The organism is Parafannyhessea sp. LCP19S3_B1 (genome assembly GCF_052121955.1).
Taxonomy (GTDB): Bacteria; Actinomycetota; Coriobacteriia; order Coriobacteriales; family Atopobiaceae; genus Parafannyhessea.
The window spans coordinates 43,256-64,641 of the sequence record NZ_JBQKDH010000004.1 but is presented as its reverse complement, the minus strand read 5'-3'; the positions used below and the strand labels follow the sequence as shown (position 1 = coordinate 64,641).

The window sequence follows — 21,386 nt, the reverse complement described above, 5'->3', positions numbered from 1 at the left end:
CTGTGCGCGATGCGCGGCACCCAGCGGACCGGCGTTGCCAATCCAATACGTGTTTGGGCGCCCGATGCGGGCATCGCTAGATGAGCAAGCTCTTCTCCCCTCCTGACCGGCGCTTGCCAAAGGCGCCGGCAACTTCACGAGCGAGGCGATTCTATCACAAGGCCACGGCCGCGAACGTCCTTTGTTTCTGTTGGCGACCTGATTGGCAGAAGCGCCCTTCATCTCAAACGGCCAGATTTGGCTGTTTGAGATTTCGGAAACGGCCAGATTTGGCTGTTTGCGACGTCTCAAACCGCCAAAAATGGCGATTTGCGAAACTTACCGTTCGACCGCCTGATCAGGCTCCCAAAAGATGCGCCCACCAGGGGCTTGCCGGCTGCACCGGCAGCGCCGCTGTGGCAATTTCCCTCCGGGCGGACGTTCGCGGGCCTCTGGGCTATAATCGCAACCGTCAATGAGCTGCCCCGCGGCGTAAGTCCAATTGATGGCCACGTCGCCCAGCCTTGACGCCCGTGCACGTCGCGCACGGTCCCAGCTGGACGGTCACTTCGATCCGTCTGGAGGGATTCTCTTGTACAAGCCTGCAAACTCGTCAACCGCCGCACCCGATAAGACAACCGCCGCGTCCACCAAGACAGGAGCCGCGCCCGCACGGCTCTGGACGCGCGACCTCGTCCTTATCATCCTCGTGAACCTGTGCGTGTTCACCAACCACATCATGAGCCTCTCCACCTTCCCGTTCTACATCAAGAGCCTTGGCGGGACGGAGGCGGCCGCCGGCATGTGTGCCGCAGCGTTTTCCCTGGTGGCCGTGGTCGTGAGACCGTTCGTGGGCTGGTGGCTGGACAACGGGGCAAGGCGGGCCGCGCTCGTGGCGGGCGTCGTGCTCATGGGGCTGGCGCCCTTGGGCTACGTGTTCGTGCCCGTGCTCAGCGCGGCCATCGCGATCCGCATGCTGCACGGCGTGGGACTTTCTTTCTCTAACTCGACCACCGCGACCGTGGCGTCAGACGTGATCTGCCGCCCGCGCTTTGCGGAGGGCATGGGATACTTTGGCATGGCGACGGCGCTGGCGTCTGCCATCGCGCCCGCCCTGGGCCTCTCGCTCATGGAGGGCCTGGGGTTCAAGGCGCTCTATGCCACGGCAGCCGCGATTGCCGCAGTTGGCCTCGTGCTCTTCTCGCTCGTGCGGGCGCCCCGGTCGAACGTCCCCAAAAAGCGCCTCGACATGCGCACCATCATCAACCGCGACGCGCTGCCCGCCACGGTCACCATGCTCGTGTTCATGTTCACGTTTGGCGCGCTAGAGAACTTCGTCGCGATCTTCGCGGCACAGAGGTCGCTGCCGTCCGGCTCGATCTACTTCCTGGTGATGTCCGCGATGCTGCTTCTGGTGCGCGTCACGCTTGGCAAGCTCGTGGACCAGCGCGGCGAGGCGTTCTTTGTCTACACGTGCAACGCCGCCATGCTCGTGGCGTTTCTGCTGCTGGCGCTGGCGCCCAACGTCGTGACGTACGTGGCCTCCGCCATGCTCGCCGGCTACGCCTTTGGCGGGCTCGAGCCGTCGCTGCAGTCCATGGCGGTGCACACCGCAACGAACCAGACGCGCGGCTCGGCCAACTCCACGTTCCTGTGCGGGTACGACATCGGATACGGCCTGGGCGGCGGCGTCGCGGGCGCGCTCATCACGGGCACGGGATACTCCGCCATGTGGACCATCATGTCGCTTGCCTGCGTCGCGGGCGTCGTCGTCTACGTCGCGTGGGCGAGAAGATCTGACACGTCGTTCTCGAAGGCGCTCTCTGGCAGATAGTTGTCGGGCGCAGGCGGCTGTGGCTGCAGGCGGCCGCGGCCGCTACTTGTAGAAATCCGCCAAAGTAGCAACAACAAAGCTCAGCACGATGCTCTTATTTATATGAATCGTCATTTTTTACAAACAAGGGAAGGGCTTCGGCTCCGTATTCAGCGCTTTTCTCGCAAGATACAAATGCGAAGCCTACGCCCCAAAGAGAAAGGGCAATTCTGCAAGCTTGGGCTATGCCCCAAGGAGCGCAGCCGGAATCACGCAGACGCCGTCGTCGCGCGTGTAGGCAAGGCTTCCCCGCCCCACCACCACGGCGAGAAACGCGGGTGCCGCACTCTGGGCTGCCGAGTTCCTCAGTACCTTGTTGCGCAGCCTCTTGAGGTTCTCCGCGGCCTCGTCCGCCTTTGTATCGCTCAGCTTGATCTCGATTGCGCCCCAACGGGTACCACACTCGACAACTGCGTCCACCTCCAGGCCAGCGTCATCACGGTAGTAGTACAGCTGGTTGCCAACCCCGCCATAGGTGGAGATGAAGGCGCGCAGGTCGCGAATGACGAGGTTCTCGAAGAGGAGCCCCAGCGTCTGCATGTCCCGCAGGAGCCCATTCGGCGTCGCGCCAAGGAGCGCGACCGGAAGCGACGGGTCGCAGAAGTAGCGCTTGGGCTTCACGCGCACTCGCGACTTGCCACGCAGCGGGGGCTCCCAGCCGTGTAGCTCTTCCGTCAGGTACAACCTGTCAAAAAGCTCGAGGTAGGAGGCGATAGTTCCAACATCAGGGGCAGGGCGCCCTCCCGACATGTCCCTCCCAAGCGTCTTGTACGTGACCGCCTGGCTCTCGTTCACCGCAAGGGCCCGCATGAGCGCAAGCGCGGTATCGGGCGAAAGACGTTCGTCCAGGACGTTGACGTCCAGCACGGAGCGTATGTACTGCGCGGCGGTCTCGAACGCCACCTCGTCGGGCAGGTCGAGGTTCGCAGGCCAGCCGCCTCTGCAGCACCAGCGGGCGACGTCCTGTATTCCCGTCTCGCAGCGCGCGGGCACCATTGCTTTTCCGTCGAGAAGAGCACGTAGCGACACGCGTGCGGCGGATTCCCCAGATTCGCACAGCGCCATTGGGCCCATGGCGAGCCTGGCAATCCTTCCCGTCCCAGAATGGCGGACCTTCTCGCGCTTGTCACTCGCAAGCGATGTCGAGCCCGTAAGAAGCAGCAAACCGCGCTCGCCACCCGCATCATCCACCTTGCGCCGGGCGGCGTCCCACACCTCGGGAACCTCCTGCCACTCATCCACAAGGTGCGGCGCATCCCCCACAAGTGCAAGCGCTGGATCCATCTGAGCTGCTTCGCGCTGGGAAGGGTCGTCAAGCCTCGTGGCACTTGCGGACCGCGAGAGTGCCGTCCACGTCTTGCCACACCACTTTGGGCCCGTTATCTCCACGCAGCCGAACGCGCGCATCAAGACGTCCAGCCTCTTCTCAACCAGCCTTGGTCTGTACCCCTTGGGAATAAGCGTCGTATTTGAAGACATTGCCATCACCTACCTGCGCACTTGGCACTGCACGGATTTCTGCCCCCTATTTTACACATGTATCGTTCCATAAATTACGGATCGTCCATTCCCTAAATTACGAACAATTCGTTCCCTAAAAAAGAGATTGACGTACCTCAAACCCCAAACCACGGCCCTCAGGCATGGTGGCGGCACGGGAACCATAGCCGCACGCGGAGTGCCAACCCTAGATCTTGCCCCTAAACCCCGGCAGCAGCCTCAGCGCGCGGGTAAACGCGACGGATCCCAGCACGCCCGCCACAAAGATGCCCGCCTGCAGTGCGGGGACGGAAAGCGCCCGGTAGTCAATAAACCAAATCGCCAGGTGCCCAAAGAGCGGGTGCATAAGGTAGATGCCAAAGCTGTCCCTCGCAAGCGCACGGGCCACGGGATGACGCTCCATCGGCACGTCGAGCACCCGGCGCAGCAGCAGGAACACGAGCAGCGCATACGGCATGATGACGCCATACTGGGGAAGCGACAGCACGCCCGCAAGGGAGCCCGCAGACAGCGCGTTTGGCAGGCACGCGAGCACGAGCGACGCAAGACCGGCCGCCACGACGCGCCAGTCAAGCTCAAGGTAGTTGTAGGCATAGTAGCCCGCTAGGTAGTATGCGACGGACGCGTCCAGCGTCACAAAGCGGTACAGCCTCACGCCCAGCACAAGGTTCGCCGCAGGCACCAGCGCAAGCAGCGCCCACGCCAAGAGCACGGCAAGCCACAGCTCGCGCCGGCCGGTATCCCGCACAAACGGCCGCAGCACGGGCGTGAGCAGGTACAGCCCGATGAGCGCGTACAGGTACCACAGGTGGTCCCAGGACTTCCCCTCCAGAAGGTGCATGAGGGACGTCCCCACCATGGGCGGCGTCAGCGCATACGTACCCGCAGGGCCAGGGTTCTTCGCGACGGTCTCCATAAGGCAGAACGCAAACCCAACCGTCAGCAGGATGAACGCCATCCGCCAGACGTAGCGCCCCACCTTGCGAAGGGGCATTTCTCGCCCAGGGTCCAGAATCAGCGCGCCGGACATCATGAAGAACACCGGCACCGCCCAGCGGGCAAGCGGAATCTGCACGATGCCCTCGACCCAAAAAAGCGACGGATGCGCGGCGGCAAGCCCGGGCGCCAGCTCAGTCGCGCGCATCGCGTGCAATGCGACGATGGCGAGGGCCCCCAAGGCCCTCGCCCACTCAAACCAGTCGATTGTCCGCCTGCCCGTCAAGCCAAGACCGTCGCGTCCGCACGAGAAGGGCGGCTACTCGCCCTTGTAGGCCTTCATGAACTTCTCCACCTCCGCGAACGTGGGCATCGCGGCTTGCGCGCCCACCTTCGTCACGCATAGGGCCGCGGCGGCGGAGGCGTACACCATGCTCTCCTGGATGTCGCCGCCAAAGCACAGGTGGGCCGCCAGCTCGCCCACGTACGCGTCGCCCGCGCCCGTGGTGTCCACGGTCTCGACGGAGAAGCACGGCACCTTGACCATCTTGTCGTCCACCAGCGTGACCGATCCGCGACGGCCGAGCGTGATGACGGTGTGGCCCACGCCGCGGCGCTCGAAGAAGCGCAGCGCCTTCTCGCGCGAGGCGTCGTCCATGCAGCTGATGCCGCTCAGGAACTCGCACTCGCCCTCGTTGATGCACAGGACGTCCAGCGCCTGGTACACCTCCTCCGGGATGCTGCGCGCCGGCGTCGCGTTCAGGATGGTGAACAGCCCGTTGCGCTTTGCGCACAGGATGGACTGCATCGTGGCCTCGAGGTCGCAGCCCAGCTGGCACAAGAAGACGTTGTCCTTGCCCGCAAGGCCGTGGATGGCGGCGCGCACCTCCTTGTACGTGATGGTGGCGTTCGCGCCCGGGTCGTACACGGCGCGGTTGTCGCCCTCGCCGCGCATCACCAGGCCGATTCCCGTGTGCTCGTCCGCAGAGAGGCTCACGTTCGAGCAGATCACGCCGTGCCGCGCGAGCGACGCCATGAGCTCGCGGCCATAGGCGTCGTCTCCCACCTTGCCCACCATGAACGTGTCCGCGCCCATCCTGGAGCACATCACGGCCTGGTTTCCGCCCATGCCGCCGGGCGTGGTCAGGAAGTCGCTGCCCACGGCGGTCTCTCCCCTGTGCGGAATGGCGCGACACTTAACGGACATGTCCATGCTCAAGCTACCGAAGACGATGACCTTCTCCATGCTCACTCCTCTACCTCGCCCGCCATCAGGCGGTCGTACATTACCTTGTTGGCCGCAAGCTCCTCCGCGTCGTCCAGGGGCTCCAGCTCACCACTACCATACTTCCTCTGCAGTGCGCGCGCTATCAGGTAATCCGCGACGCCCGGGTTCTTGGGCAGGAGCGGCCCGTGCACGTACGTGCCCACGACGTTCTTGTACAGGCAGCCCTCGTAGCCGGACTCGCCGTCGTTCCCGTGGCCGTACAGCACCTTGCCCATCGGCTCCACGCCCGGCCCCAGGTGCGTGCGGCCGCCGTGGTTCTCGTAGCCCACGATGGGCTGCGGGCTAATGCGGCTCTCCACCGCGATGTTGCCTATCAGCCGGGGCTCGCCCCGGTCCGTGTACAGGTCCACGAGCTCGAGCCCCGGGACCTTCTCGTCCCCCATGAGGTAACTCTCGCCCAGCAGCTGGTAGCCTCCGCAGACGGCGCCCAGCACGCCGCCGTCCTCCACGTACGCCTTCAGCTCCGCCTGCTCCGCCAGAAGCTTGTCGCACACGATCTTCTGCTCGCGGTCCGAGCCTCCGCCAATGAAGACGATGTCCACGCCCGAGAAGGACGGGCGGTCGTCCACGTGGACCTCCATCACCTGCGGCTCTATGCCGCGCCAGGCCATGCGGCTCTTGAGGACGAGTATGTTTCCCGAGTCGCCGTACAGGTTCAAGAGCTCCGGGTACAGGTGGGCGATCCGCAGGGTCCTGCCGCTAGTCATGACGCTCACCCATCCTCTCGAGCTCGGCCTTCGCCGGCCAGAGCGCGCTGTAGTTCGTGAGCACGTACAGCGGGCACGCCAGCCCCATGTCGCTGACGCGGCCCAGCGCGTCACCCACGCTGCCCGCGATGTCAGCCTTGATGCCGGCGTACTTCAGGCGCACCTGCACGTCGTTCGCACGGTGCCCGCCGCAGACCACGCGGATGTGCTCCGCCGCCAGCCGCTCGAAGTCAACGTCCCAGATCCAGCTGATGTCCTTGCCGTCGTTGAAATCGTCGTTTATCACGAAGTACGCCGCCTTCTCGCGGTCGTCCGCAAGCAGGAGCGAAATGTTCTGGTTGAAGCCGGTGGGGTTCTTCGCAAGGTTCAGCACCACCTCGCGACCGCCCACCTCAAAGTGCTGCAGGCGCCCGTTTTCCGGGTGGTAGCCGTCGAGCGTCCGCTGGAACTGCTCGCCCGTCACGCCCGCAAGCGATGCCGCGGCAAACGCGGCCAGCAGGTTGTACGCCATGTACACGCCGCCAAAGCCCGCCCTCAGGTGGACCTTGCCGTCCAGCCCCAGGCCCTCGACGTCAAACGACACGCCGGTGCGGTCAACGCGCACGCCCGTCGCCCTGAAGTCAAGCTCCGGGCGCTCGAAGTCGCCGTTCGGGCAGCGGAACTTGCCCAGCTGCGCGTACGAGCGCCACTCGTACTCAAGCTCGGCGCCGCACACCTGGCAGAAGCGCGCCTCCGGCACGCGGTCCGCCGGCAGGTGCAGGTCCTCGTCCACGCCAAACGTGAGCACCTTGGTGCCCGCCTGCGCCGCGCGCCGCGCCACGCCCATGCTCAGCGGGTCGTCGCCGCACACAAGCAGCGTCGTCTCCGGGGACGACCCCAGCGCCCGCACGATCGTGTCCTGCACGTGGTCGATCTCTCCCGCACGGTCCAGCTGGTCGCGAAACAGGTTCAGCAGCACCAGGTAGCGCGGGCGCAGGTTCGGCAGTATGTGCACCGTGGAAAGCTCGTCCGCCTCCATCACGGCCCAGTCCGCACGCTTCCCGGGGAGAAGTGCAGACGTCACACCAGCGGCCATGTTCGCGCCCGCGCGGTTGCACAGCACGGTGCTGCCGGCAGCCTCGATGGAGGACGCCAGCACGTTGTTCGTGGTGGTCTTGCCGTTCGTACCGCATACCACGATGGCGCCCTTGCGCAGCTTGTGCGAGAGCTCGCCCATCAGGCTGGGGTCGATGCCCAGGGCTATGCGTCCCGGCAGCTGCGACGCGCTGCGATGCAGCACGCTGCTCAACCCCCAGTGGACCAGTCGTCCCGCACCTACCGCAATGGCCGACCTTGCCCCCACGGCTACTCCGCCGTCCCGTCGCCGGCCTCGGTCGCGGCCTCGGCGGCCTCCGCCAGGGCCTTGTCCTCGGCGACCTTCTCGGCCTTGTTGCGATCGGCAACCTCGTCGGCCGTCAGCACGTCCTCGATGCGCAGGTTCACGCCCGCGACGGAAAGCCCCGTCATGCCCGTGACGTTCTTCACGACGGCCTTCTTCACGTCCTCGAACACCTGCGGGGCATACGCGCCGTACTCAATAAGCACGCTGATGTTCACGCGCACGGACGCGTCCGGCGTCACCTCGACGCTCACGCCCTTGCGCGAGTCGCTCACGCCAATCACATCCTGCACGCGGTTGAGCCAGCCACCCTTCATGCCAATGACGCCCGGCACGTCGTGCATCGCGATGGCCACGATCTTCTCGATCACGCCGTTGCTGAACGTGAGCGAGTCCTCGCCGTCCAGGTCCTCCTCCGCGGCGGCCTCCGCCTGCTCCTGGGCGGCGTCCTGGCTCGCCTCCACGCTCGCCACGATGGTCTCGGGCCCCTCGCCGGCATCCGGTGCCGCCGCAGAGCCGTCGTCTGAGGCCGTGGCGTCCGCGGCCACAGCGTCCGCAGTCGCGTCGTCGATCGTCTCGTAGTCGGCCACGGCGGCGTCCTCCGCGGACTTCGCCTCGCCAAACTTCCTGGAATTCCTCTTGTTGGACATTGCCCTCTCCTCTTGGACGGGTCGTTCCGTATCGGTCGCCGGCGCGCGCCGGCCATGGTCTTCGCTACTCGCCGCCGTTGCCAAAGAACTTGCGGACGGCCTTCACCACGGTCGGGTTACCGTCCAGGTACTGCCCAATGGCCACGCCCACAAGCACGCACAGCAGCACGAAGAGCGTCCGCAGGAAGCCGATGGCAAACACCAGCACCGCAACGATCAGGCCGCAGATGCCGCCAAACACGGCGTTCTCGTGGCCGGGAAAGTTGCCCGAAAGCCATGCCGCGGTCGCCTCGCGCGCATGCGAGAAGGGATTGCCCCCCTTGCCGCTGGCCCCGCCGTTGGCGGCACCGGCGTCCGCTGCCGCCCCCTTGGAACGCTCGTCCTTCTCGCCCTCTATCGTGAGCCTTGGCTTGGTGTCCGTCATGCCCTACTCCTCCCCCGTGGTCTCGCTGTCCTTGCCGGCATAGCGGGCCATGGGAACCGTTATCTCGGATCCCTCGACTTCTGGCGCGTCGTCGTTGGGTTTCGCATCATCCGCGACGGGGGCCGATGCCGTCGGTGCCTCGTCGGACGCCGTATCCGCGTCATCGCCCTCGGTCGTCGGATCCTTGGCTTTCGCGTCTTCCGCCGGCACATCCGCCGCGGCCGTCGCGACCGTCGCAGCCTCGGCATAGTCGTCATCGCTCGAATCGGCCGCCGTGGTCACGACCGGGCGGTCCTCGATGCTCGAGGGGCCGGCAGCAAGGTCTCTCGCAGAGAACGCATAGTCATCGGCATGAGTCGGGGTCGGGGCATACTCCGCGGCGTTAAGGAACTCTAGGTCGACGCTGTCCACGTTGTCGCCGCACACGGTCGTGAGCCCCGCGACCAGACGGTCGTGCAGGTCCCTGCCCGCCGCCACGGTGTCCACCGTCATCTGCGGCTGCACGCGTGCGGCCACCCGCACGTGCCCGCGCTTCTTGGCCCAGACGCTCACGCGCTTGGCCGCGTAGGCGCCGTCCTCCTCGATCACGTGCGTTGCCTGCGACGCTATGGCGTCACGCGTCACGGTGATCTGGTCGCCGCCCTCCTTCGCCACGATGACGGTCTTGCGGTTGCGCTTGAAGATGGACCTCAGCAGGCAGACCAGGCAGCCCAGGGCCGTCACCAGCACCAGCGCCTCGACGGCGATGTAGTACTCATCCACTCCCAAGAGCGCCGTGGCCTCGCTGGTCCACGGGCCAAACCATGGCAGGACCAGAGCCGTCAGGGCCAGAAGTCCGGCCAGGCCAAACACAAACAGGCAGAGCCGCTTGAAGAATCCCATAAGACACCTTCCGCACGTACGCCACCCGGCCAATCGAGTCGCTTCCTAGTAGGATACCCCAATGCGACGCGCGCAAGCCAACGGCATGGCCGCATGATGGGTGTCGCAAACCTCAAGCGTCAATCACGCGATCTTTGAAAGCAGCCTAAAAATCATCCTCTCCGCAATCTTTACGACATAGGACATCGCAAATGCCAACGCAAGTGAGGACGCAACGATGAACAGGTGGCTATGGTTGGGGAATGCGAAGTAGCAAAACCATATGCACAGCTGGTGCACCATATAGAATTCGAGCTCGATCTTAGATAGATGTAAGAACGGTGAGGCCGAGAAGAACGAGCTCAAACCGCCGCGGCAAAACACGAAAACGAGGACAACCACAACGGAGCAAAGCATTCCGAAAGTCCTGTTGACGACCAGTCCCGTAGTGAATAAGACCTGGGCAGCGTACAGAAGGATTGCGACAACCTCCACCAACGTCTGCAATGCTTTCCCGCCCATCGAGACGCAATCGCCTTCTCTCTCGTTCCAATCAAGTGCCAAGCAACCACACACATATGCGATGAAGTAGTCGAGTAGCCTGACAGGTGGGAAGGTGTGGGTGGAGATGGTGAGTGCGGCATGCCCAACCGCAATATCAATAGCTAATCTCAATAGCACGCAAAGCACAAGAAGAACTAAGGTGCCACGACTGCTACCTTGCACCTTCCCTTTAGCTCTCTCTACAACGTATGACATAAGGGGCGTGAACGCATAGCAAATAAGGAGGTCGCATAAGAACCACGACGCACCATTAAATGCAAACATCGTACGCGCATCCCATACTTGGAGCATGAAGAGCGAGAAAACCGCAACGAGCTTATATTTTGCTGCGCTCCAAGCAGAGGCACCAAGCTGGCCAAGCAAAAGAGCAAGAACAAAGGTTACGAGATACACGGGGTACATCTTCTTAAACTTCCTTACGAAGTTCTCGAAAGACTCCTCGAGCGTATACTCGTAATTGCCAAAGTGTCTGACCGCCTCAAGAACGCCCGAGCAGGCAAAAAAGAACTCGCACATACGACTGCCAAGGTCCGGAGCTGTAAAGAAGCCGAAGTGCCATATGAAAATCATGGCGAGGGCAACTATCTTGAGCCCCACAAGCGAATTCACTCTTGCGTGACGAATATCTTCCTTCTCTTGAGCCAACATGGGCATCCTCCGCATGATGAGCCAAATACGAGCTTTCCAGCTATTCAGCAACCTGGTCCATTACGTTTACGCCATCACCAAAGTCGAGAACGACCGGTAGGTGCGTATAGCGTTCATCCTCAGGAGGCAGCGACATATAGTCGCCGTAAAGATTCTTGAGGTACGCATCACAATCGTGCGGAGCCTTGAGAGTGAGCCCATCGAAGTCAATGTCACGGACTGGGAACAGAACGTCAGTCTTATACTTCACCCTCGTCGCATAGCATGCATCGACCCACTCGTCCCCCGGATGCGACGTGTCGAGCGCACGGTCAAAGTATTTGTGCATCATCTGTGGCGTCCACAGCTGAGCTACAGTCCTGTGAACAAGCCTGCAACCCTGTACGAACAGCTCGCGCAGCGGTGTTCCTTTGGGTATCTTCGGATACTCAAGATAGTGCAAATACAACATGCGCTCCCAAAGGGACGCCTCTTTACGTTTTGACTCCGAGATCTTCGGGTTCTCATCCAACACGCGATAGGGGAAGATATCAACAAAGATGCACTGGTCAAGATCAGCTTGCTGAGCGAGTTCGTCAACGAACCTCGTCCCATCCCGATAGATCTTTGGCCAAAAAGAATAGTATCCGGGGGTGTTCTTCCAATCGTGGTAGGAGTATCCCTCTGGAAGCTCGCTTGGCGCAACCTCGCAGAACTTCTTGAAATCTTCGTAGGGCATCCCAACGTCGGCGTCATCGTCCCAGGGAATGAAACCGCCGTGTCTCACGGCACCAAGAGTCGTGCCGGCATCGATGAAGTAGGTCAGATCATTCTTTCTGCAAATTCCATCGATAACGGCAAGAATCTTACGCTCTTCATCCTGGAGCCTCTCTAGAGCACCACTTGGATAAGGTCTACCGGGCATCGCATCTCCTTCGGAGTCTATGGAAACGCCTTGTCAAACATGAGATTAGAATAGACGCGCAGCACTTATATGCTTTCCACGCCATTACACTCCCAATAGAATTCGCACGAGCAGCCAAGGTTGGCTATCCCCGTAAGAAACGAAAACGATCTCAGCCCTATTTGACAGCGCATATAGATTTATCTGCGTTTATAGTTCTGTTAGCAACGATGTGAGCGAGAAGGAGATACATATGGAGACTGAGCCCGAGGTATGTGTAGTGCTTCCCGTCTATCACGAGCCGATTCCGCTTATTAAGCGCGCCGCTGATTCAATACTTGCGCAAACATATGGTAACTACAGGGTTCTGCTTGTATTAGATGACCCACAAAACGAGGAAGCCGAATCGTTCCTGTCAGAATACTGCGCCAAGCACAGGTATTTTACACTGCGGGTCAATCCTAAAAATATGGGTCTAGCAAAATCCCTCAATCATGCAATATCCACCATTGAGAGCGAGCTCATATGTCGCATGGATGCCGACGATGTGTCGCACCCCGATCGAATTGAGAGACAAGTCAGCTACCTGCTGGAACACAATCTCGACCTAGTCGGATCGTATATGAATGTGGTAAACGAAGACGGGACCTTTCTTTACAAGGTTGACCGTCTTCCGACAAGTCCGAAAGCGGTCGCGAAAGCGCTTGGTTACAACAATTGCGTAATGCATCCTTCATGGCTTGGTAAAGCCTCACTATTTATGCAAGGCTACCGCCAGATGCCCCTCTCTGAGGACTATGACTTTCTTCTACGAGCGGTCGCTTCCAGCGCAGCAATAGGCAACTGCCCCGAAATACTGCTCGATTACACTCTTTCGGCTAACAGCATCTCCAGGACGAATCTTTACCGCCAATTCCTTTTCCAAAAGGTGCTCACAAGCCGTTATAAAATCAAAAAAACAATCAGCGTGGAAGAAGCGGTGTCCATAGTTGATTCGGAGTGGAGTGCTGAAAAAGAAAATCGTTATTCAAACGCATATGCAATAGTTAATTCTTTTCTTGGCCATGAGAGTCCAGGCTCGCAATTGTCTCAGATTCTCACGCTCGGAGGCTCGCTATTAAAATCACCGGCTTATATCCGTAAGCTATATCGCCTTGTCGCCACACAAGCTATTGGTCGCAAAGACTCAAAATAGAGCTTAATCGCAACATCGTTTTGCATAAGACGAGGGGGCGACATCAATCCACATGCTGTCGTCCCCCAAAAAATTATCCTAGCCGTTTAGTCAGTTTTCCATTGCTCGATCATGTCGTTATACATTTCCATCAGGCCGACTTTTGGCGCCCAGCCGAGCTCGCGCACGGCAGAGGTGTCGAGTCTAAGCAGATCTCCCTTACGGAAACGCTTGGCAGCCTCTGCGTCAACCTTCACTTCCACCTGAGTGCGACCGTTGCCAAAGCGCGCGGCGACCTCTTCCGCCATTTCCCTGATGGTGCAAATGGTGTCGTCGTTTGCAACGTTGTAGGCACGACCGGCTTCGCCCTTAACGAGCACTGTAAGCAGGCCCGTTGCGGCATCGCGCGTGGATAGGTACATGTTTCTCTTCTGACCCGTAGTGAGCAGAGTGATATTCCTGCCCTCCACGCAGCTGCGAGCAAAATCCGCAAAAACCCTTCGGTCGTCGTAGGAAACGCCAGGGCCAAAGGTCTGTGCGAGACGCGCCACCGTGGCAGACACCGAGAATTCGGATGCGTACGCCGCAGACAGCGCCTCGTCCAGCCTCTTCGCCTCTGGATAGGAGTTCCTTACGTTCATTGCGTCGAGGAATCCGCCCTGGTCCTCAGATATAGGATCCTCGGAATCGTATTGGCCATACACCTCCATGGTGGAAAGCACCAATATACGAGCATTGCTTTGCCTACCGTATTCAAGCATGGAGCGCGCACCAGCGGTAGTGGTTTCGATAACCTCGACAGGTCGCTCGATAAACGATGCACTGTCCGTCATATTGGCGCAGTGGACGACGTAATCCGCCTTTGGAAATCCTTCGGTCGACGGGTTCGACGCATCCCAATGCAAAATGTCAACAGAGCCCTCGTCGCCAAGTATCGACTGGGCCTTGGTCACATTCCGAACGAGCGCAAGAACCCTTGTCTGCCTGCTCTTCTCCCCCACCTGATTGTTGTGGGCGATAATCGAAAGCGCGAGGGTCTTGCCGATGAGCCCAGTGGCGCCCGTGATTGCAACGGTCTTTCCCTCGAGATCCCCCCACGGCACGTCCTTTTGTGACGCCACCCAGGATGCCCCAAGCCAAAGGGGCGAGTTGGTTGCGACTGACATTACTTCCTACCTTCCCACAGCATGCGCATATCACGCTCGTCGACGAAAGACTTGAAAGCAAAGTAGTCCGTCGGAGTCGTGACCTTGATGTTTTCCGCCGGACCAAGGACCGTGAAGATGTCGTATCCGTAGTAGGACATCAGACTGACGGAATCCACGAAGTCGCGCTTCTCATCACGCGCGCGCAGATGTGCCCGGTAGAGCTCGTTTGTGAAGAAGCCCTGTGGCGCGCGCGCCAGGAAGCACCTCGACCGGTCCTCGACCTTGACGACCTTGCCGTCCTCATCCTGAACGATGACGGTTTCAACACAAGGGGCCGTAGTGGCGACGCAGTGATGCTCTATGGTCGCATCGATGCAGTCCGAGATTGTATCTGCGTTGATGAGCGGCCGAACGCCGTCGTGTACCAAGACTATGGCGCCTTCGTCCTCGGGATGGTGCGAGTGTATTTCCTCGAGCGCGTTGAGACGACTTTCAAAGCCCGTCTTTCCGCCTGGGACGATGGTAATGGGCGTCCTGTATCCCTGCCGGCGGACGATTTCCTCCAGATAGTCAATCCAATCAGGCAGACAGGCCACCGTGATGCCTGTCACCCTTGCGCACTGCTCGAAGTGATCGAGCGTATAGGCAATAATTGGCTTCCCGCCCAACTCTAGGAACTGTTTAGGGCGTGAACCTGCACCCATGCGTCGGCCGACTCCGCCGGCGAATATGAGCGCGTCCACAGTCCTCTCGTCTGCCATGTAGAATCCTCCGCAACAAAGTCGAATGATCACCGCGTCTAGCCTAACACGAATGTCTCTAATGCACTCCTCATGCACGACGCACATTGCTGGCGGTGCAACCCATGTGCCAGAACCCCACTATTGGAGAGCGACCCAAGAGTTCCGGGAACCATAGAATAGATCTAGATCGAGGTCCCCGCTGTATCCGTTAACCCTTCCGGCGGCGGAGTACTGGAAGATGAGGGGCTTTGACCAGGCACCAAACGAATAGCTGTCCGTCCACGGATTCGACTGATACCCCGTGGTATTGTTGCTTGCATACTGAGCAACCCATAACGGATAGCTAGCGGCAACGGAACTCCAATCGTACGTTCGCGTGGTGCTCTTGCTCAGGTATATGAGGGGTTTCGCTTCCATAAGCTCGGCAATCCTGTCCAAGAACCTCTTGCACCACTGCACGTCAAAGCCAGTGCCGAAGAGCTTGTTGTCCTGTTCCTCCCAGTCGAGGGCAACCACGGCCCTTCCCTTGTAGGCTTTGATGGCATCGTAGAGGTACTCGGCCTCCTTCACTGGGTCCCCGCCCTCGGCGTAGTGATAGAAGCCGAGGAGCTTCCCACTTGCAAGTATCTTGTCTGCCCAAGCGGCGTAATCGTATCCCTTCGAGGGAAGCTGGTTCTTATACCAAGTTCCCTGCGTCGCCTTGACGAATACGAAGTCCGCCGATACGCCAGCTACATCAATTCCGGCTTGGTGAGAAGCGATATCGATTCCATTCAAGAGATCCTGGTAGGCAAAGGGCTTGACCGTAGAACCCGGTGCTGACGAGCTCTTCAGCTTGACGACGACCTGAATCGCCTCTATGGAATCCGAGCTGATTTCCGTACCAGCATCGCAACCATTTCTTGTCCAGCCAAGCCATCCGATGTTGGAGACGTGCACGCGGTACCACACGTCGCAGTACTTTGCCGCAGCCCCCGTGAGCGAGAAGCGAACGGCCTTTAGTGCAGAGCCCGACGCGCCAGCATTGCCTCCATCCGATACGGCATTGGACCAGCTTGTACCATCCGTCGAGACCTGGTACTTGATGCCGCCATAGGCAGAGGGGGAGGAGAGCTGTGCACGGAGTCGGCCAATAGAGAGCGACTTGCCCGTCGTGCCAGAGACTTCAGCGTCCTTGACCGTGGCCTGCCAGTCACCTCCGACCACACTCGTCGCATAGGTGATTTCCGGCGCATAGATGGATGGGTAGGAAGCCTTCTCGCCTTCGCCAGACGGTGCAGGCGAGCCCTTCTTCACAAGCTTCATCTGGACCGCCTCGACGCGCCTTCTGAGCCCTACGGTACCAGCTGTCTCACCATTTTTGGCCCAAGCCATCCAGCCAATGTCCGAAACATGCACCCTGTAGTACACGTCGTAGCTCGAAGCGACATCTCCGGTAAGCCGGACTTCCAGTGCCTCCATCCTCAGGCCCTGGCCTTCCGTACCAGCAATGGCACCGTCGTTCTTCCAGCTCTGCCATCCTATGTTCTGGACATGCGCCCTGTATTGAATTCCCCCACTGATGCCCGCGACGCAAGCCCTCAGCGCCTCAAGCCTCAGGGACTGGCCTTGAGTCCCTGCCGTGTGTCCGTCATTGGTCTCTGCCTGCCAGCCAACGCTTTGGACATGGGCTTGGTAGCGAATGGTTGGCCTCGAATACGCAGTGTTGGCAAGCTTCGAATATGCAGTGCCATCCCCCGTGGGAATCGCCTGCCCGTGCTTAACCAGGAGAACCTGAACCGCCTCGACGCGAAGGCCCTTGCCGGTCGTTCCCGACGTCGCACCATTCTTCGACCAGGAGGTCCAGCCGACGTTCTGCACGTGGGTGCGGTAGTAGACGTCGTAGTTGGCTGACGCGGCACCCGTCAGCTCGATCTGCAACGCCTCTACGCGAAGCCCCCTGCCCGTCGTGCCGCAATATTCGCCGTCCGCATGCCAGCCCTGCCAGCCTATGTTCTGAACGTGAGCACGGTATCGTATGCCGCCGCTCACACCTGCCACCCCAAGCGAGAGCGCCTCAACCCTCAGCCCACGGCCGGTGGTACCTGCGGTCTCTCCGTCCGAGACGTATCGCTGCCAGCCTATATTCTGAACATGTGCGCGATAGCACACCGACGCCGTCGCTACGCTCGGTGCAGACGGCCTAGCGGCAGGCAGGCCCACACTCGTCGAAGAATCCTCAGAATCCGCCGCGTTCGCCCGGTTGGCCTCCGTTGCGCTTCCGGCATTTTCAGAACCAACGTAGGCCGCCTTCTCCTGCCCAGAGAGGAACGTGGCGAGCTCGTTCCCCTCTCCCCTCTTCACAAAGACGACCTCGAGGTCGTCTACCACCGCACCGTCCGTCTCGCACCCGGCGACTTCCCCGTCCGCGCACCACCCGAGCCATCCGCTGCCTGCAACGTGCACCCTATAGGCAATCGCATACTCGCTCATGTCATCCGAGACAAGCCTCAGGCGCACGCACCGCATCGGAGCTTTTCCGTCAGACACCTGCTCCTGCTCGGAGTCGCCCTTCGTCCAGTCGGACCAGTTCGAGTCTCCAGCCTTGACGCTTACTTCTATCTTGTCGCGATCTTCCCCGCCAAACTCAACGTACGAGAAGGGCGCACCATCTGACTCGGCGGCGTCGTCTCCAACCGCAGCCAGTTCCGAAGCGCTCGCTATGGTCGCAATCTTCCGCGACTCCGGTTCTTCGTTCGCCGCATCGGAAGCCGTCACGCACTTCCCCAACTTGAAGGTGATGTTCGCGGCGTCGTGCGCGGAAGCAGAAGGCGTCTCCTCGCCGTAGGCGTTAACGGCGCACAAAGCGCATGCAACCGCCAACAAGGTAGATACCAACGCCGCGATCGGAAGCGATTCAAGACGTCCTTTTGTCATGCTCCGCATGAAGCGTCCCCCTTCGCGTCAAGACGTCAATGCGGCCACACGCTCAAGCCATTGCGGACGTCAGTCGAGTTTTCCCACATGATACCGTGCCGCATCTTTGCCGTCAGTCTCCGGCACCATGACAACATCACCGTCCTCGGAAATCGCCGGTCTTGAATAGCCCTTCGCGGTCCCCAAGTACAGTGTCTTGCCGTCCGACCAGCGGTACGCGTACATCCCGGCGTTCTCACCCTGAGACCCGCTCCCCCACACAAACCACCTGTCGTTCATCGAGGCGACGACGCTTCCCGAGGGTATCGCGAGCCAGATGACCGGCTTCTCGAAGTCTCCGGACCAGAGTCCAACATACGTCTGGCCAGTCCCGCTCGCGGGCGAGAAGGACACGGCCCTATAGTTGCCAGACGCCCATACGCCCGTCACGCCCCACTGGTCAGAGCCACTCCGCACCGCGAGCCGCGTCTTCGCAGTCGTCAGCGAGTCGTTGCTTGCGCTGCACACTTTTGCATAATGGCCGTCAGCCAGCCTGGAAGTGGCAAACACGACGCCTCCAGAGACCGCGGCAGGGAAGCTTCCCTCCCCCAGCCTCTGAACGTCTCCCCCGTTCACGGGCATCGCAAGGACGTCACACTCCCATAAGGAATCGCCAGCCAGCACGTTGGACGCAAAGAATGCGTAGGCGTCGTTTGCCGTGGGGACGACCTCGCCAACGATGCTTGGAGTATCCTTGCGCCCGTTGACTCCCTCCGCGCTCGCGAGCACGCGAACCTCGCCGTCTTTCGCGCTCCAGCGACTAATCTGCCAGTCATCCATCCCAAACGCGTTCGAGTCGTTCACGCGTGCAGAGCGCCAGACAACCTGCTTGGAATTTCCCGTACCGTCTTGAGGCTCAAAGTATCCGTCCCCAGAGGCGGCGGAGGCACTACCCATTCTCTTGGCACTAGAAGGTCCAATCAACGCGGGTACGTAGGAAAGGAGGTTGTCCGGGTCGTCCGTAAACGAGCCAAACACGGCGGACCCATCTATCGGGAACGACCCAATCTCGCGGTAGTCGCCGCCGAACGTCCATTCGTCGGCAAGCGATGCCTTTGCCTCGCCCTCCTTCACCTTCACGATTGGTGCGTTCGAACTCACTCCCGTCAGGCTGAACGGAAGCCCATTTCCGGCAGGCTTCCCCGACGAGCCGCCCCCATCGGCTGCGGGGCTCACCGTCTCGACCTTGGCCTCGCCCTTGAAACCCGAGCCCTTCTTGCTCCCGTTCGTCCTTGACCATAGCACGACAGCCAACGAAACCAGAACCAGCAGAACCAGGCAGATCACGACGACAGCTTTTTTCGCGCCAGGATTCTCAGCTGACGAGGCTCCGTTCACAACACGGTCCGTCTTCGCCTCTCGCCTGAAGTGATTCGCCATGTTCTATCGCCTTACCTCGAGGTGTAGATGCCGATGTGCTGCCTGCCGTCGCGGATGTACTCCTGTACCAGGTAGGTGTTCGTGAACGTACGCAGGCTGGGATACCAGAAATGAGGTGACGCGCCTGCGTAGAGCGAGCAGGCCGGATCTGCGAAGTAGACCTGATCCGTTGCCTCGTTGTATCCATCGACCACCATGATGTGCGAGAAGGTCGTGTTTCCGTGCCCGTTGAAGTGAGGGCCGCCCCTACGCTCCTGCTCGTCCACGCACGTCGCATATCCCGTCGAATACGACTTCAAGACCGAGGACCTCACCGTGGCATAGCTTGGCGTGTGATATGTGGTGTACACATTCCTTCCAAGCCAGCCATTCATTCCCTTCTCGAACATGCGGTCGGCAAAGCTCGTATAGCCGTACGACCTCGTGCGCATGTACGAGGCGACGTTCTCTATGGATAGCTGCGTCCCAGATTTAGAACGCCATGCGCCAACGTTGCTGAGGACCATGTAGCCGGACGTCGGGCCGCAGAAGAAGCCGTTTGGTTGGCCCACGGCGTGTATGTTGTGGAAATGCACCCGCGACTTCGCCTTGGTGACATAGGGACTTCCGGTAGGTCCGGGAGCGGGAGCGCCCTTGGCAAGCACCTTGACCTCGAAGGCTTCGACTCTATATCCAATACCGGTCGAGCCTGCCACCGAGCCGTTCTTGGTCCAGCCAAGCCAGCCATAGTCCTGTACATATGCGCGATACCATATGTCGTAGTACGTTGCCATATCCCCCGTGAGCGAAAACTTGAAGGCCTCAACGCGCTTTCCCTGGCCGACGGTGCCGGCAACTCCGTTGTTGGAAACGGCTCTCATCCATCCCTTGTCCTGGACATGGGCGGAGTAGCTGATGTCTCCCGTAACGTTATCCGACTTCACCGACGCCTTGAACGCCTCGACGCGGAGGCTCCTGCCTGTCGTTCCTGACAGTTGCCCGTCGGCAGAGGGGTTCTTCTCCCACCCGATGTTCTGGACGTGGGCGGAATAGGTAACGTGCGCGCGCCCAAAGGAAGCCAGCGCCCATTTGCCGTTCGAAGTGGGCGCGACAGACCCCTTCGCACGAATCGACACTTGTATTGCCTCGACACGCTTGGAAAGCCCCGTCGTACCCGCAATCCCATCGTCCTTGGTCCAGGCAAGCCATCCGTAGTCTTGCACATGCGCCCTGTACCAAACGTCATACTTCTGGGCAATGGGTCCTGAAAGCTTGATCTTCACGGCCTCGATTCGTAGGCCCTTGCCCACCGTGCCCGCGTTCGCGCCATCGCTTTCGAACTTCTGCCAGCCAACGTTCTGGACATGGGCGCAATATTCGATGTGGCTATCGTCTCCTTCCGGACACATGACGCCATCGAGGCTAAGTGAGAATGCCTCGAGCCTCTTGCTCCTGCCCGTCACGCCAAGGGTCACCACATCGCCCCTCGCGGGAGAGGTCCAGCCCACGTCCTGCACGTGCGCGTGACCCATCACCGAGGCTTCCGGCTTCTCGACGAGCTGGACCTCCACCGCCTCGACCCTGAGAGACTTTCCCTCCGTACCGGCGACCTCGCCGTTGTAGCTCCATGCGGTCCAGCCTATGTTCTGCACGTGAACGCGATAACGCACGCTGTACTTCTTGGCAACGTCCCCGGTGAGGCGGATGCGAAGAGCCTCCACCCGGAGCGACTGTCCCGTTGTTCCAGAGATGGCCCCGTCCTTTACCCAGGGCTGCCATCTGAGGTTCTGGACATGCGCGCAGTACTCGATGGATCCCGAAAGGCCGTTTCCCAACCTGATCTGAAGAGCCTCGACCCGAAGCGCTCGCCCCGTCGTGCCCGACAGCGCAGCGTCCTTTGCCCAGTCCTGCCAACCTAGTGACTGAACGTGGGAACGATAATTCACAAGGCCAGTGAACTGTGCGTCGTCTTCCACAGCTTCGCCGTCAGAAGACGTTGGCGTACTGGCAGCGCCACTGGGTGCAGGGACCGTAGGGTCGGAGGCCTCCGCGGAGTTTTGCTCGTCCTTTTCGCCATCAGTCGTCTCGTCCGCGACGGAGCCCTCGACGACCTTGCCGTCATCCTCGGATCGGTTGCTTTCCGCGGTCTCGCTGACCTGCGCATCCGAGACTTCCTGCGAGTCATCGGAACCCGCGGCGAAAGCGGACGCGTGACCCAGACAGAGCACCAAAAGCGTTCCGCACAGGACGGAAAGCACGCGCTTCCTCATCTGACCGCCCTCCATCTTCATCTGACTACCCTCCACCATGTTTGAG

Annotated in this window: 17 protein-coding genes; 2 read left to right on the top strand and 15 right to left on the bottom strand. The window is 60.6% G+C overall.

Annotated features, from left to right (window positions below):
• Positions 1-571: 571 nt before the first annotated feature.
• Entirely contained in the window at positions 572-1,813 is a 1,242-nt protein-coding gene (locus ACTQWE_RS02730; protein ID WP_441856660.1) for an MFS transporter, read from the top strand.
• 222 nt (positions 1,814-2,035) lie between these two features.
• Here the strand turns inward: ACTQWE_RS02730 and ACTQWE_RS02725 are convergent, their stop codons facing one another.
• The 10 genes from ACTQWE_RS02725 to ACTQWE_RS02680 form a co-directional block, all read right to left on the bottom strand.
• Positions 2,036-3,331 carry an ATP-binding protein gene (locus ACTQWE_RS02725; protein WP_441921245.1) on the bottom strand — a complete coding sequence of 432 codons (1,296 nt, stop codon included), beginning with the start codon at positions 3,329-3,331 and terminating at the stop codon, positions 2,036-2,038.
• A gap of 208 nt (positions 3,332-3,539) precedes the next feature.
• Positions 3,540-4,574, bottom strand: a complete 1,035-nt coding sequence (locus ACTQWE_RS02720) for an acyltransferase (RefSeq protein ID WP_441856662.1) — start codon at positions 4,572-4,574, stop codon at positions 3,540-3,542.
• 33 nt (positions 4,575-4,607) lie between these two features.
• Positions 4,608-5,534, bottom strand: coding sequence for a ribokinase (locus tag ACTQWE_RS02715; RefSeq protein ID WP_441856663.1), 927 nt, complete (start codon positions 5,532-5,534; stop codon positions 4,608-4,610).
• 2 nt (positions 5,535-5,536) lie between these two features.
• Positions 5,537-6,283: a type 1 glutamine amidotransferase gene (locus ACTQWE_RS02710; protein WP_090864110.1), complete on the bottom strand. Its 747-nt coding sequence runs from the start codon at positions 6,281-6,283 to the stop codon at positions 5,537-5,539.
• Positions 6,276-7,562: a MurT ligase domain-containing protein gene (locus tag ACTQWE_RS02705; protein ID WP_441856664.1), complete on the bottom strand. Its 1,287-nt coding sequence runs from the start codon at positions 7,560-7,562 to the stop codon at positions 6,276-6,278. Before ACTQWE_RS02705 ends, ACTQWE_RS02710 begins: the two co-directional genes overlap by 8 nt.
• A gap of 65 nt (positions 7,563-7,627) precedes the next feature.
• Complete coding sequence (locus ACTQWE_RS02700; RefSeq protein ID WP_441856665.1) at positions 7,628-8,311, bottom strand: Asp23/Gls24 family envelope stress response protein; 684 nt, start codon at positions 8,309-8,311, stop codon at positions 7,628-7,630.
• Between the two features lie 64 nt (positions 8,312-8,375).
• Positions 8,376-8,735, bottom strand: a complete 360-nt coding sequence (locus ACTQWE_RS02695; protein ID WP_090861415.1) for a DUF2273 domain-containing protein — start codon at positions 8,733-8,735, stop codon at positions 8,376-8,378.
• A 3-nt stretch (positions 8,736-8,738) separates the two neighbouring features.
• Positions 8,739-9,617, bottom strand: coding sequence for an alkaline shock response membrane anchor protein AmaP (gene amaP, locus ACTQWE_RS02690; protein ID WP_441921243.1), 879 nt, complete (start codon positions 9,615-9,617; stop codon positions 8,739-8,741).
• 123 nt (positions 9,618-9,740) lie between these two features.
• Positions 9,741-10,808, bottom strand: a complete 1,068-nt coding sequence (locus ACTQWE_RS02685; protein ID WP_441856667.1) for an acyltransferase family protein — start codon at positions 10,806-10,808, stop codon at positions 9,741-9,743.
• 40 nt (positions 10,809-10,848) lie between these two features.
• Positions 10,849-11,712, bottom strand: a complete 864-nt coding sequence (locus tag ACTQWE_RS02680; RefSeq protein ID WP_441856668.1) for a LicD family protein — start codon at positions 11,710-11,712, stop codon at positions 10,849-10,851.
• A 232-nt stretch (positions 11,713-11,944) separates the two neighbouring features.
• Here ACTQWE_RS02680 and ACTQWE_RS02675 point away from each other — a divergent pair, with 232 nt between their 5' ends.
• Positions 11,945-12,886 carry a glycosyltransferase gene (locus tag ACTQWE_RS02675; RefSeq protein ID WP_441856669.1) on the top strand — a complete coding sequence of 314 codons (942 nt, stop codon included), beginning with the start codon at positions 11,945-11,947 and terminating at the stop codon, positions 12,884-12,886.
• 86 nt (positions 12,887-12,972) lie between these two features.
• Here the strand turns inward: ACTQWE_RS02675 and ACTQWE_RS02670 are convergent, their stop codons facing one another.
• From ACTQWE_RS02670 to ACTQWE_RS02650, 5 genes are all read right to left on the bottom strand, one after another.
• A complete protein-coding gene (locus ACTQWE_RS02670; RefSeq protein WP_441856670.1) occupies positions 12,973-14,031 on the bottom strand; it encodes an NAD-dependent epimerase/dehydratase family protein in 1,059 nt (352 codons plus the stop codon).
• On the bottom strand, positions 14,031-14,774 hold the full coding sequence (locus ACTQWE_RS02665) for an IspD/TarI family cytidylyltransferase (protein ID WP_441856671.1): 744 nt from the start codon (positions 14,772-14,774) through the stop codon (positions 14,031-14,033). The genes ACTQWE_RS02670 and ACTQWE_RS02665 overlap by 1 nt, the downstream gene beginning before the upstream one ends.
• Positions 14,775-14,894: 120 nt before the next feature.
• Positions 14,895-17,681: a GH25 family lysozyme gene (locus ACTQWE_RS02660; protein ID WP_441856672.1), complete on the bottom strand. Its 2,787-nt coding sequence runs from the start codon at positions 17,679-17,681 to the stop codon at positions 14,895-14,897.
• Between the two features lie 60 nt (positions 17,682-17,741).
• The gene (locus ACTQWE_RS02655) at positions 17,742-19,091 is read right to left on the bottom strand and encodes a hypothetical protein (protein WP_441856673.1); all 1,350 of its coding nucleotides are present in this window, start codon (positions 19,089-19,091) and stop codon (positions 17,742-17,744) included.
• Between the two features lie 11 nt (positions 19,092-19,102).
• On the bottom strand, positions 19,103-21,361 hold the full coding sequence (locus ACTQWE_RS02650) for a C39 family peptidase (RefSeq protein ID WP_441856674.1): 2,259 nt from the start codon (positions 21,359-21,361) through the stop codon (positions 19,103-19,105).
• Between the last annotated feature and the right edge of the window lie 25 nt (positions 21,362-21,386).

What these genes read in the sequence shown, in the direction of transcription:
- ACTQWE_RS02675 (WP_441856669.1), top strand. Translation starts at nt 11,945, where the DNA reads ATGGAGACTGAGCCCGAGGTATGTGTAGTGCTTCCCGTCTATCACGAG.
- ACTQWE_RS02725 (WP_441921245.1), bottom strand. Translation starts at nt 3,331, where the DNA reads ATGTCTTCAAATACGACGCTTATTCCCAAGGGGTACAGACCAAGGCTG.
- ACTQWE_RS02685 (WP_441856667.1), bottom strand. Translation starts at nt 10,808, where the DNA reads ATGTTGGCTCAAGAGAAGGAAGATATTCGTCACGCAAGAGTGAATTCG.
- ACTQWE_RS02655 (WP_441856673.1), bottom strand. Translation starts at nt 19,091, where the DNA reads ATGGCGAATCACTTCAGGCGAGAGGCGAAGACGGACCGTGTTGTGAAC.
- ACTQWE_RS02715 (WP_441856663.1), bottom strand. Translation starts at nt 5,534, where the DNA reads ATGGAGAAGGTCATCGTCTTCGGTAGCTTGAGCATGGACATGTCCGTT.
- amaP (WP_441921243.1), bottom strand. Translation starts at nt 9,617, where the DNA reads ATGGGATTCTTCAAGCGGCTCTGCCTGTTTGTGTTTGGCCTGGCCGGA.
- ACTQWE_RS02700 (WP_441856665.1), bottom strand. Translation starts at nt 8,311, where the DNA reads ATGTCCAACAAGAGGAATTCCAGGAAGTTTGGCGAGGCGAAGTCCGCG.
- ACTQWE_RS02660 (WP_441856672.1), bottom strand. Translation starts at nt 17,681, where the DNA reads ATGCGGAGCATGACAAAAGGACGTCTTGAATCGCTTCCGATCGCGGCG.
- ACTQWE_RS02695 (WP_090861415.1), bottom strand. Translation starts at nt 8,735, where the DNA reads ATGACGGACACCAAGCCAAGGCTCACGATAGAGGGCGAGAAGGACGAG.
- ACTQWE_RS02710 (WP_090864110.1), bottom strand. Translation starts at nt 6,283, where the DNA reads ATGACTAGCGGCAGGACCCTGCGGATCGCCCACCTGTACCCGGAGCTC.
- ACTQWE_RS02670 (WP_441856670.1), bottom strand. Translation starts at nt 14,031, where the DNA reads ATGTCAGTCGCAACCAACTCGCCCCTTTGGCTTGGGGCATCCTGGGTG.
- ACTQWE_RS02665 (WP_441856671.1), bottom strand. Translation starts at nt 14,774, where the DNA reads ATGGCAGACGAGAGGACTGTGGACGCGCTCATATTCGCCGGCGGAGTC.
- ACTQWE_RS02650 (WP_441856674.1), bottom strand. Translation starts at nt 21,361, where the DNA reads ATGAAGATGGAGGGCGGTCAGATGAGGAAGCGCGTGCTTTCCGTCCTG.
- ACTQWE_RS02680 (WP_441856668.1), bottom strand. Translation starts at nt 11,712, where the DNA reads ATGCCCGGTAGACCTTATCCAAGTGGTGCTCTAGAGAGGCTCCAGGAT.